General features: G+C 46.0%; 7 protein-coding genes. 1 reads left to right on the top strand and 6 read right to left on the bottom strand.

The features are described 5' to 3' along the window. Positions 1-11 precede the first annotated feature (11 nt). From AC3ITG_RS17795 to AC3ITG_RS17810, 4 genes are all read right to left on the bottom strand, one after another. On the bottom strand, positions 12-1,538 hold the full coding sequence (locus AC3ITG_RS17795; RefSeq protein ID WP_489250862.1) for a response regulator transcription factor: 1,527 nt from the start codon (positions 1,536-1,538) through the stop codon (positions 12-14). Positions 1,539-1,860: 322 nt separating this feature from the next. Beyond that, on the bottom strand, positions 1,861-2,214 hold the full coding sequence (locus tag AC3ITG_RS17800; protein WP_489250863.1) for a VOC family protein: 354 nt from the start codon (positions 2,212-2,214) through the stop codon (positions 1,861-1,863). 257 nt (positions 2,215-2,471) lie between these two features. Continuing rightward, positions 2,472-3,758 carry a cellulase-like family protein gene (locus AC3ITG_RS17805; protein WP_489250864.1) on the bottom strand — a complete coding sequence of 429 codons (1,287 nt, stop codon included), beginning with the start codon at positions 3,756-3,758 and terminating at the stop codon, positions 2,472-2,474. 98 nt (positions 3,759-3,856) lie between these two features. After that, entirely contained in the window at positions 3,857-7,252 is a 3,396-nt protein-coding gene (locus AC3ITG_RS17810) for a tetratricopeptide repeat protein (RefSeq protein ID WP_489250865.1), read from the bottom strand. 127 nt (positions 7,253-7,379) lie between these two features. On the opposite strand from AC3ITG_RS17810, the gene AC3ITG_RS17815 reads away from it, so the two are divergent. Then, entirely contained in the window at positions 7,380-8,276 is an 897-nt protein-coding gene (locus AC3ITG_RS17815) for an AraC family transcriptional regulator (protein WP_489250866.1), read from the top strand. 118 nt (positions 8,277-8,394) lie between these two features. Here AC3ITG_RS17815 and AC3ITG_RS17820 read toward each other — a convergent pair whose 3' ends face one another. Then, on the bottom strand, positions 8,395-9,624 hold the full coding sequence (locus AC3ITG_RS17820) for a multidrug effflux MFS transporter (RefSeq protein ID WP_489250867.1): 1,230 nt from the start codon (positions 9,622-9,624) through the stop codon (positions 8,395-8,397). A 360-nt stretch (positions 9,625-9,984) separates the two neighbouring features. Further along, positions 9,985-12,243 carry an FAD-dependent oxidoreductase gene (locus tag AC3ITG_RS17825; protein ID WP_489250868.1) on the bottom strand — a complete coding sequence of 753 codons (2,259 nt, stop codon included), beginning with the start codon at positions 12,241-12,243 and terminating at the stop codon, positions 9,985-9,987. Positions 12,244-12,246 lie beyond the last annotated feature (3 nt).

The following is a 12,246-nucleotide window of genomic DNA, read 5'->3' on the forward strand; positions in this document are numbered from 1 at the left end:
TCGAGTTGGATCTATGGTTGTTTACGGTATGCTGAAGGAGCCATCCCCGTCATTCGCTTGAACTGACTTACAAAATAGTCGGCATTAGGGTACCCTGAATGGACCGCAACTTCGGCTACGCTGGAACAGCTCTGACGTAACAGCCTCTTGGCTTCCTCGATCCGTTTATCATTCAGATATTCCCGAAAAGACTTGCCAGTCTGCTGTTTGAAGGCTTGCCCCAAATAGTTGGCATTCATATGAAATTTCTGTGCAAGATCCTGGAGCTGCAGCTTCTCCCGAAACTCATGATTAACATACTGCACTACACGAAAAATCGTGCTGCATTCCTTTTCTTTCCGCTGCTCCTGCAAAGCTCTCAAAGCGTTGAGACTTAATATAAGCGCATATTCCCGAAATGCAGGATAGGAGTCAATGTCGGTTAAGCCACCCAACATATGTTGTAACTGCAACACAAACCTGTCTACATCCCCATCCAGCTCCTTCAGTTGCTTGAGAACTCCCATTTCAAGGGCAAGCAATTGCACCCGAACATATTCTATATCCGACACAGGCAGCCCTGAACCTGGATTCGCAAGCAGCTCATGTATCTCTCTCTCCAGCCCATTCTCCTCACCCTTTAAAATGGTTTTAAACAGGTTAGTCAAAGCTTTTTGGTTCACAATCGCCAAACTACCATCCCTTGGCAAATCTTGATCGCGAATAATGCCGCTCCCTTTTTGATAACGCTTCCATTTCAAAGCAGAAAATGCTTTTTCATATGCCGGCCGCATAGCGACTACTCCACCTGAATGATATCCAAATGCCACAATAATCGATCCATGACCGGAGTACATCTCAAACAAGGTTCTCCCTAGCCTCTCAAGCCAACTCAGAGAATCCTCAATTTCAGCAGCAAACACACCAATTCTTCCTTCAGCATCCATAAAAAATTCGTAGTGATGAGCGCTAGCAAAACGCTGTACCTGTAACTTTATCTCCTCATTGCAAGTATCCGTTTCAATTAAAAGACAGGCCATGTTCTCATGACCCTCCATTTGCAGAATACTTTCCACTTCGGCTTGCAGTTCGCTGCTGTCCTCACCCTGAAACAGGCGGTTGAACAAACAATTTACATATAAAGTACGCTCGTGTTGATGCAATTTCTCAGCGACAAGCTCGTTCTGAATTTTACGACTCATCTGTTCTAATACCTTTTCAATCTCAACCTCATCAATGGGTTTGAGTAAATAATCCTCCACACGCTGTTCCAGCGCTGTTTTCGCATAATCGAAGCTATCATATCCGCTTAATATGACAAATCGCGGCGGTTTGGCAAGTTTTTGTATTGAACGGTCAATCAGTTCAAGTCCGCTCACAGAAGGCATATGAATATCTGTAAACACCAGGTCTGGCTGAAGGTCCTCAATAATGGACCAAGCGGCGTTTCCGTTCTCGGCTTCTCCACAAATTTGAAAACCGTATTTGTTCCAATTCACCATTGTTCGCAGACCTTCCAGTACCCATGGCTCATCATCCACTAACAAAACATTCATCATTCTTGTTTCCCCCCATAGTGATGAGTAAGCGTCTTTACCTCGGACACAAACATGATTCATTCTGATTCAATCTGTCATTGTACTGCTCGAATTTACGACTTTTATTTAATCATAACATCCGAGAAAAGAATGCCAATACTTCAAGCCAATATACAATGATTTTTAAAGAAAATGCTTTAATTTGACCAGTAACTTGTATGCTATTCTATAAGAAATACAAAAACAATGGGGGAAAAGAACTTCACAAGAATATTAGAAGGCGCTCACAAAACTTCCGAGTATGTTGACAACCTTACTGCTTGTATACACGCCCTGACCTGATCTAATGATCATGAGCAAGAATATTGATTAGCTTACCAAATGGATCACGTACATAGAATCGACGAACTCCCCAAGGTTCATCCGTAAGTTCATATTCTATTGTATAACCCGCGCTTTTCATGCGTTCGTACACTACATCGACATCATCGACTTCAATCGAAAGATCAGGTGTAGGTGTATTGGAGCCACCTTGTGTGGCGATACTGATTTGAACGTTCTCCTCCCCAAGTAATCCGTATGTTTCAATCCAACCATGATTCATCAATAAATCAAGTTCAAGCACGTCCTGGTAAAAGCTTTTTGCTGCTGGAACGTTTTGTGTATTAATATTGGTGACAATTCGTTTTACCCTCATTTTCAGAACCTCGATTCAAATAGTATATTCCCACAAAGAGGAAGCCTCGCCCTTATTTCACATTATCATCTAGTACCACGTTATTCAATCGGCACGCCAAATCAAATTCTAAAACCTTCCAGCTAATATCACTGCATGACGCTTGCTAGAACCTGATGCTTAGAAACGGTAAAAGACCTTAGACGCCGTAGTTTATGCGGGCACCAAGGTCTTTTATATTTTGTTATTCCTTAGGCATTTCGTTAAAAAAGCTACAGTTATTGCGATTCAAGAATATATCGATTCCATTTCTGCTGCCAGGCGACATCGTCCCAGAAGGGATGATGCGGTGCACAGTTAGAGCATAGAGTCATTCCCCAGAAGCCAAGTGCTATTCCTTTACGCAGCGCGTACTCTGCAATAAATTTCCCGACAGGCCCTTCCTCGAATCCGGCTAACAGCGGCGTATAGCCCACATATCCTTCCCCTATAACAACCGGTAACCCGGAATGAGCGGCCCATTCGTTAGCTTCCTCGAAACGCATATCTGCCTTTTGCAGCATAGCCAGCTTATGTTTACTATAATTGTCGTATAAAAAAAGATCCCATTGATCTGGCTCCACCCAGTCATGCAGATAGAGCAATCTTAGCCCTACTGGATTTCCTTCCATCCTCCATTCTTGGCCGCGCGGTAGCGTATACTCTTCAAATGGAGGCGCATCCTCCCGCAGGAGTGATTGGACGAATGCGCCGGGAAAAGGTGCCTGCTCATCATCAAGTCCGGCCGCTTTGGTTAGTTCATTCAGTACCCCTTTGATATACAGATGGAAATGTGCAACCTGTAAATTCCCCGCTACATATGATTTGGGGTAAGCCTCATTTAATGTATAGCTTGCTGTCATCAGGATATCCGGGTGGACACTTCTAAGATATCCGACAGCTTCTTCAATATATGGCTGCATGGTTTCCACCAGAGCCGGCACATTGGACAGGGCAATGCCTTGAGCGGTTCCAATGTCGGTCAGTTGCCCGAACTCCACCTCATTATGCAGCTCCGCGTAGACGATCTGCTTGTCGTACCCTTCCGATTTTATATACCGGATAAGCTGATCCATGGATCTCGCAATAGCCATAAACCGCTTCTCCGGAGCGATGGCAGCCAGCTCGTCACGCAACCCGGGAAAGGCCAGGAAGCTGGGGCTCTGCTGATATTCCCACGAAGACAGGATGATATAACAGCCATGGGCCTTGGCCTGTCTGAATAACTCCAGCAAATGCGCGTGCCCATCCAGCTGGGCGCCGCCCCGGCAGTTGTACCAACGTGTCCGCTGCCCGATCTCTCCAAGGCTGCCGAAGTGTAACGGGCCCGGCCGCTTTCCTTCCGAGGTGAACAATAAAAAGGGCATCGCACAGATTCGGATCGTATTGTAGCCTCTCTCCACCGCTTCCTTAAATCTCGCCTCAAGGTCGCTATAGGGTTCTCCCGGTAAGGTCATGGTGTACCAGGAAAAATCCCACATCGTGATCGTCAGTTTGCGCGGCAACTCCCTAAGCCCTACATCCATTATTATTACACCCTCTTTTTTTGTTTTTAGCAATACAGATTTCTTCTCTGTAAAGCGGCCAATGGACAATATCTCTACATCTCTTTGATGATGGAGTATCAAGGTTGAAATCCTTCGTGCAGTTGCCGGGGATACCGTCTATGAACCATCGCCCCTTGATGATTAGGCTCCATTTCCAGGGCCAACTCAAGTTCGGTTCCAGCTTCTTCGTCACGGCCAAGCCCCAGAAGTCCCAAGCCCCTCATGTACCGGCAATGGATTACATTGCGCCGGTTCAGGTCATCCTCAAATACTAGGAAGTCCGGCAAGGATACAGCAAAGTAATCCATTTTGATGTCGTCAAAAATATGCTTTTCAGCATAATCAATCAGTTTATTAAAACTGCGCTTAGCTTCCTTCCCGTTACGGAGCTTCAACCAAGCCAACCCTTGGTAGAAGATCATTTCTGGCGGCTGATCGTTGTAGAACAACGCACTTGTCGGCTCATCCAGACCCTGTGAAGCTATGGTGTAACTGGAGATGGCTTCTGTTTCCCGCTGCAGACCTTCGTAGGCCATGCCGAGATAATAATAAATATTATTCTCCTGAGTTCCTTCCAACTTACCTTCACCCAAATTCAGCGGATACACTAGTGCTTGTTGTAAATACTGAGCTGCTGCTTCATAATGACCGTTCTGCAGCGCTTGTTTACCAAGCTCGGTATGAGCCAACTTATATTGCCCCGTCACTTTCCCCTCTCCACCTTCCCACGGATGGAAATTGCGCAGAGACAAGGCAGCGATTGCCTCTTGATAATGTTCAAGATTGTTTAGCAGGGATACGTATTCCACATACAGATCATCTCTCTTCTCAACCAGATCTCGCCGCTCTTCAAGGAAATGGAGGCGTTCGTCTGTTGACCACGCAAGCTTCTTACGCAGCTGATCCAGTTCAAAGAAAATACGACCATCATCCGGTGCACAAGCAAATGCCTGTTCAAGCGAAGCTAGGGCCGCTTGCGGATTGTTCTGCTTGTTATAGTAGGCCAACCCCAAGTTTCGGTGTACCGTCGGAAAATCATCCCGCAGTTCGCGGGATTTCTCCCAGCTCGCAATCGCCTCAATAGGTCGTTTCTTGTCATAATAGAAGTTTCCGAGATAGTAATGAGCCTTGTCGTCCTTCGGATTAGCATGAACTGCACTTACCAGCAGCTCAAGTTCAAACAAGGTGTTTGGGAAACAATAGGTGGGGTTGGCCATTTGTCCATTACGACGAGCTTCTTGAGCATGTTCATGTTGTCCGGTACGTTCATATAATTTAGCGAGTGCATAATGCAGCATTGGATAGACGGAATTCTCCGAATTCATCATCCTTTCCCCAACTGCAATGGCTTCTACATAGAAACCGCTGTCCATATAGTCTGCGATGACATTCAGATAGTTGTGAGCGTCATTTCTCATCAATTGCTGCAATTCAGTCAGAATACCTTGTGCAGCATCCTTGTCTCCCATAGCTGTATGAGCCAAAGCCCACTCATTATAAGCTCCAAAATCCGCAACATCCAATTCAAGGGTTTCAAGCGCACAGGCCTTTGCATTATCAATCAGACCAAGCTTGCGCAGCAATGCGGCTTTCAGATTACGTGCTTTGTAGTTTCGTGAATTGCGGATGAGTGAACGATCAACTTGCTCCAGAGCCTCGGTGTACTGGCCTTTCAAGCTGGAGATCTGAGCAAGTGAGAGGTACCCTGCATCCTGCCACGCCGCCGACCATACCGATTTATGATAAGCAGTAAAAGCTTCATCCAAACGGCCTTGACCACGAAGTGCTACTCCCAGCTGATAGTAGGCCTCGCTGTCATATGGGTTCGGATTGCGCCAGGTCAACCGCTCAATCGCTTTGCGGAAATACTGTTCGCTGTCTATATATAATCCACGACGAAGCAGTAAAGTTCCATAAGCTACATTCAACCGGATATCACCGTTATCCCGCTTCAATCCTTCCAGATAGTACGCTTCAGGCTCAAACGTAGCATGCCGATATTGCTCCAGATGCTGGCCTGCCAGATACAGTTCTTCGGTCGAACGCAGTTCTTCTGGTGCTACCAGTGGTTTAGCAGCTTCAGGGATCTGTTCAATAGCCGGACGTTTCGGTGAATAGGAAATTAGCAGCCTGCCTTCCCTATTTCGGACCAAAAGCTTCAGATCATGCTCCTGCTCCCCGCTCTCCAGCGGTATAGCCTTCTGATATACATCTACCGGGGACAATTCAACCGTTTCCTGCAAATACCGGGTTGCTGCCCCACTCAACTCCACAACGGCATGTTCGAGTTTAGATGTTGCATATACCTTGATCACTGCCTCTCCGGCTTCAGCATCAACTTCCAGATTGATGGCTGCTTCGATGGAGGCATTTTTTACGACACCGATGTTTTTGTAAGGCATGAAATACTGGGTGAAGGTCTTCTCCTCGTAGGGTTGTAGCCAAGTGAAGTCAGGCTGATTGTCTGTGTACACTCCAGTCATAAGTTCAATATATGGGCCATCTTCATCCGTCAATTGACGGTCCCACGCCTGACCGAACTCCCCATTCCCCCAGGTCCATTGTTTCTTGCCGGGAGAAATATGATGATTCGCCACATGCAGCAATCCGGCCTCTACGCCGTGATCATATGCGCCGACGAAATTATAATCGGATTTATAAGCCATGTACGAAGTCGGAACCGGGATGTTCTTATACCGGGAAATATCTACGCCTTCCGAGTAATCCTGTTTGTAATAGGTTCCAGTAGCGATAGGGAAACGCGAGACATCCCTTTTGCCATGATCAAATACAGCCGTTACGTCTGGTGGAAACACGGATTGCGTATATTCATTAACTGCTACGGCCGGATTTGCCCACCACAGGAAGGTCTGCGGCTCAGGTGTCCGGTTGTATAATTGAGCATGGATTTCCAAATAGGCCTTGTCCGGATAGAGCTTGAAGGCTACAGTGACTTTTGTGCCGTACATCCGGTCAATCTCACTTACCCATACTGTAGCACTGCCATCGTTAGTTGCTTCGTATTTGTATTCAACTGGACCAAATGTATTAGGACGGTGATGCTGGGGCCAGTTAAATTCAATTCCTCCGGAGATCCAAGGACCAGCAAGGCCCACCAGCGCAGGCTTAATGACGCGGTTATAATAGACAAAATCATAATTGTTCGTTTTATCAAGCGCACGATAGATTCTACCGCCGATTTCCGGCATGATCTCAATACGGATATATTGATTCTCCAGAATAACCAATTTGTAATTTTTATCATGCTTCACATCCGAGATACTCTCGATCACCGGATGCGGATACACACGGCCGGAGCTTCCCTGATAGACTCTTTTCTCCAGAAACATAGGATTCGGGTCAGCTTCACCCGCCTCATATGTAGGTATCAACACGCTTGTCTCCCACACTTGTACCTGGCTGGAACCGGTTGGATCCGCCTCCAGTTTATGATCCACAGCTTCATGCTTCATGTTACAACTGCCTCCTTTGTCTTGATAGTTATACTGTATATTCAGGCAAGGAAGGTTCCAATTGACGAAATGCGGGAAGTGATGGATTATATTCTTATTCTGATTATTAATTACGGGGGTAACTGGAATGGGTCCTGACCATATACGCAAGCGTGAAGGATTTGTAGAGGAGAAGCTATATGTACTTCCAGAATACTGGATGAAAGAACTGGAACAAGAAGAACTAACCTCTACCTTATTTATTACGGACATCGGCTATTTCTCTAACGCTCAGTATCATTTCAGGGAGCGCCTGGAAGGCAGCCCCTCGCATATTTTCATCTTTTGCGAAGCGGGAGAAGGATGGGTTGAGCTGAATCATGGAGAACGAATAATCATGCAGCAAGGAAATATGATGATAATCCCGCCCGAAACTGCACACCGTTACGGGGCAATGCAGGAGAATCCATGGAGTATCTACTGGTTTCATTTCAAAGGTAGCCATGCGGATAGATTGGTGAAGATGTTTGGTTTATCTAACGCATCACTCGCTTTATCCCCAAGCGGCAAGGCCCGTTTAATGGAATGGTTCGTACCTACCTATGAAATGCTGGCCGAGCGGACATATGCCCTGACTACCCATGTACATGTGGCCCAAACTACAAGACAGTTGCTCTCCGGGATTGGCTTAAATGCCGTCAAATCGGCACAAGAGAAGAAACGTGAAACTTATCTGGAACAAGCGATTCAATACATGAATGCACATATGAGTGGCTCTATTTCTCTTACGGAGTTGGCTAATCATGTCGGGGTGTCGAAACAGCATCTGATCTTTCTGTTTAATTCTGAAACGGGCGTCGCTCCGATCGAATATTTCCTACGGCTCAAAATTCAGCGGGCAGGTCATCTTCTGGATCTTACCGAAATGAGCATCAAGGAAGTCAGCTCTACAGTGGGCATCAGTGATCCCTATTATTTCTCCCGACTCTTCAAGAAGATTTCGGGATTCTCCCCTTCCAGCTACCGGAAGATCCCGAAAGGCTAGACTTTCGAAAGTTCTTTGCCGTCTTTCCTTCATTACCACAATAAAAAAAACCGTTGAGTCTTTAAATTAAAGTTCAACGGTTTTTTTATCTAATAGAATCAATCCCTCATATTCTCAATTAAAAGTTAGAATCAGACTGAGCATGTTGAGGTGTGTGATGCGAGATGTTTTTAACGAGTAGGAAGTACGTAAGAATCGCAACGAGACTGGTCATTAATAAAGTGAGTCCAAGCGGGACGGCAGTGTCTTCACCTGCGATACCAACCAGAGGAGCAACCAGGGCGCCTAAAAGAAAAGGAACAACTCCGAGTAGCGCTGCTGCACTTCCAGCCATCTTGGCTTGGCTCTCCATCGCAAGTGGGAATGCTGCAGTAGACGTAATACCTATGGAGCAAACAAAGAAGAACAATGGAATGACCAAAGCGAACAGCGGGCCATGAACTAAGGTCACCACCAAAGCTGCAACACTTGCCGCTAAAGCAAGCCACAGTCCAGATAATAGAAGAGTCTGCTCAGGTATACGTTGTGCTAATCGACCCACAATTTGGGAACCGATGATCAAGCTGATCCCGTTCGAAGCAAATAAAATAGCAAATACAGTCGGTGTGACTCCATAAATATTTTGGTAAATAAATGGTGTTCCTGCTACATATGCAAAGACCCCAGCCGTCATGATTCCCTGTGCAAGCATATAGCCAACAAACTTGCGGTCACGTAGAAGCGTTCTGTAATTGCCCAACTGTTGTTTGAAGTTGGGAGCCATACGTCGTTCAGGCGGGTTGGACTCCTTCAACCCCCATTTGGTCATTATTAATAAGAAAATGCCCAAAAATGAGAGTGAGATAAACACACCAATCCATGTCGTAAATGAAAGAATGCCACTTCCAGCGATCGGTGCTGCCAAAGGCCCCAAATTCCCTACAAGCAACAGCAAAGAGAAAAATTTAGTGAGTTCATGTCCACTATAAAGGTCCCTAGCTATCGCACGAGAAATGACAATTCCTGCTGAAGCCGCAAATCCTTGAGTGAAGCGAAACAAAATCAATAGTCCTATATTAGGAGCAAAAGCGCACGCCAAGGAGCAAATAATATAGGCTGCCATGGAGATTAACAACGGTTTACGTCTACCGTGAGCATCACTCAAAGGACCCATAACGAGTTGCCCCACACCTAGACCTAATAAACAAGCAGTAAGACTAAACTGAACAAGTGATGCGCTTGTATTGAAATTCTTTGCAATCTCAGGAAAAGCCGGTAAATACATATCAATAGTAAATGGACCTAATGTTGAAAATAAACCCAGCAACAATGCTAGGCCAAATACATTCCAATTTTTACTCTTTATCATTGTTGATTAAATCTCCAATTCATTACGTAATTTAGTTTATTTGAATCGTCATTACAATCCATTATGCATTACCTATCCCCCGTTCACACCCCACGTCTTATTGATCCTAACAAATTGTAACTGCCCTGCTCCAGAAAAGCCACTTATTTTTCTTTCCTATTCGGAGTATAAGACATAGAGTTAACTGTAAGTCAAATCATATATTTAAAAACGGGTTTGGGCTTAACTACTGGATTCGCTTATCCGCTTCATATTGGAAACCAAAGTTCGCTTAAAAACAATAACCCCCTACTAGAGCAAATTATAGTTTTGCTCTAGTAGGGGGGTTAGATTTTCTTCATTTCGTTCAAACGGGAACCGTCATCTATGAGAATCATATAGTCGAATTTCAAACACTTCTGCCCGATCGCCACCGTGCGTTTCCTTGATGATGACCCTAATCCGTTTTGATTGTATCGGATTCTCAAGACGATGAATCTTTTTGCGAGTAAGGTTATGGCTATCACCAGCAAAACTTACCCACTTCCCATTAATGTATGCATGCACCTCATAGCTTTTAACCAACTCCGGAATGATCAGAAACGGTGTTTCATGATGATGCAAATTGATCAAATCCTCATTAACATCGTCATTAAAGGTAAGGTGAATTTCCCGAATATCCACTGGTTCTGGAAGTTTGACTTCAATCCATTCTTCACGGCCATTAGTGATGGGTTCCGATACCCACAGCTGTGGACCGCCAAACGGGCGGACATAGCCGTTGATTACTTTATCAGGTGAATAAGCGCCAGTCTCAACTGCAAAACAGAATGGCTTTCGAACAAGGCGCTTCATCGACCATTCGATAATGGGCTGATTCGGCTGATGATCCTCCAGATCAGAGCTGACTATTGGCTTAACTCCCCGCTCAAACGCGAGGACACCGCTGATCGGAACAGCTGATGTATAGAGACTGGCCGATTCATTCGCACGAACAATGATAAATACATTACAAGGATCGCCTCCAAACATTGCACTGTCTGCAGGCACATCCAACCATTGATTTTCACCTGCATCGACCTGGATATGCAAAGCTTGCTTGAAGTTTGCCGGTACATAATTCTCAGGGCGACCTGTATCCCATAGTTCTATAGTCAGACTTGTCGCTTCACGGGCAGAGACCAACAGCGTAAATCCTTCAAATCCACCCTCGGTCGGGAACAGCCATCCAACGTCAGTGACCAGCCGGTATTCCTCGGAAGGTTCGTTGATCAAAATTCGGGTCATCGTGCTTGAAGCCGTGATGGTCCCCTTTCTCGCAAGGTCAGCAGAATCCATATTTCTCAGTCCTATAATTGAGGCATCGGTCCGTAACATCGTTTGTTGCAATTCGGTTAAATGCTGCTCACGTAGCTCACGAGGCGTGATGCCTTTGATTACCGACAAGGCAGCGCCTACACCTGCCGCTTCTCCCATTACTGCACAAGTTGCCATAACGCGGGTTGTTCCAAATGCAACATGCGATGCACTGATATTACGTCCCGCAAACAGCAGATTGCTGACATTGCGGGAGTACAGGCACCCAAACGGAATATGATATATGCCATCCGCATGCAGATGTTTGGAGCCGCTCTCACTTGCATACATCCCTTGTGGGGGGTGCAGGTCGATGGACCAACCACCAAAGGCGACCCGGTCTTCGAATGGACGCTGAGAGATAACATCATTTTGCGTCAGAATCGTATCACCAAGGAAGCGACGGTATTCCCGTTTGCCTGGAATCGAGCCTACCCATTCGAGCGTCATCTCCTCGGCTTGAAACTTGCCGGAGTTCTTAATATAGTCCCAAACTCCATAAATAACAGACCATAACTCATCCCGAATCTGCTCATTCTCATGTACCGTATCCAGCTCGCCGCCCCATTCAATCCACCAGTAATGACAGCCAGAATCTCCACTGCGGATCACACGCTTTAGCGGAATTGGGGTTGTAGTAATGTCTTGAGCAAACGATGGAGCTACAAACCGTACCGGTTTTCCGGTATCTTTCGTATAGAACAACAGTGTGCTGCCAAGCGTAATATCATCAGCAACTTCCGGTGCCCATTCTTCCCCGAACTCATGACGGGCTTCACGGCCAATCCGGTATGCTGCTCCAGCGAGAAATCCGACGAGTCCGTCACCTGTACAGTCAAGAAAGATCTTACTTTCAAACGTAATCTCACGCTCGGAGCCCATCATCCAGCCTTTCACGCTACGAATTATCCTTGCATCCTTCTCACCGTCTGCTTCTACTTCTCTAACATCCGTATTCATAAATAGAGTCAGATTAGGTTCGGCTCTTACCGCCTCCAGCAAAGTAACGTCCCACAAATAGGGGTTGCCTTCCGGATTCCGTTGTTGATTTTGAATGAATAATTCACCCATAATGCCGGTCTCCCGGGCGTAACGGTTCACGCCATGCCCCGTTGCACCGCATACCCATACACGTACCTCGGAGCTGGAATTGCCGCCAAGTACAGGACGATTATGCACGAGGGCAACCTTTTGACCTAATCTTGCCGCTGCAATAGCCGCACAAATCCCGGAAAGTCCTCCGCCAATGACCGTAACATCGAATAATAGTTTCTCGCGTCTCATTAT

It is taken from the genome of Paenibacillus sp. GL_099_B, from assembly GCF_057835695.1.

Coding starts and splice junctions, on each gene's coding strand:
- AC3ITG_RS17795 (WP_489250862.1), bottom strand. CDS start 1,538: ATGATGAATGTTTTGTTAGTGGATGATGAGCCATGGGTACTGGAAGGT.
- AC3ITG_RS17800 (WP_489250863.1), bottom strand. CDS start 2,214: ATGAGGGTAAAACGAATTGTCACCAATATTAATACACAAAACGTTCCA.
- AC3ITG_RS17805 (WP_489250864.1), bottom strand. CDS start 3,758: ATGGATGTAGGGCTTAGGGAGTTGCCGCGCAAACTGACGATCACGATG.
- AC3ITG_RS17810 (WP_489250865.1), bottom strand. CDS start 7,252: ATGAAGCATGAAGCTGTGGATCATAAACTGGAGGCGGATCCAACCGGT.
- AC3ITG_RS17815 (WP_489250866.1), top strand. CDS start 7,380: ATGGGTCCTGACCATATACGCAAGCGTGAAGGATTTGTAGAGGAGAAG.
- AC3ITG_RS17820 (WP_489250867.1), bottom strand. CDS start 9,624: ATGATAAAGAGTAAAAATTGGAATGTATTTGGCCTAGCATTGTTGCTG.
- AC3ITG_RS17825 (WP_489250868.1), bottom strand. CDS start 12,243: ATGAGACGCGAGAAACTATTATTCGATGTTACGGTCATTGGCGGAGGA.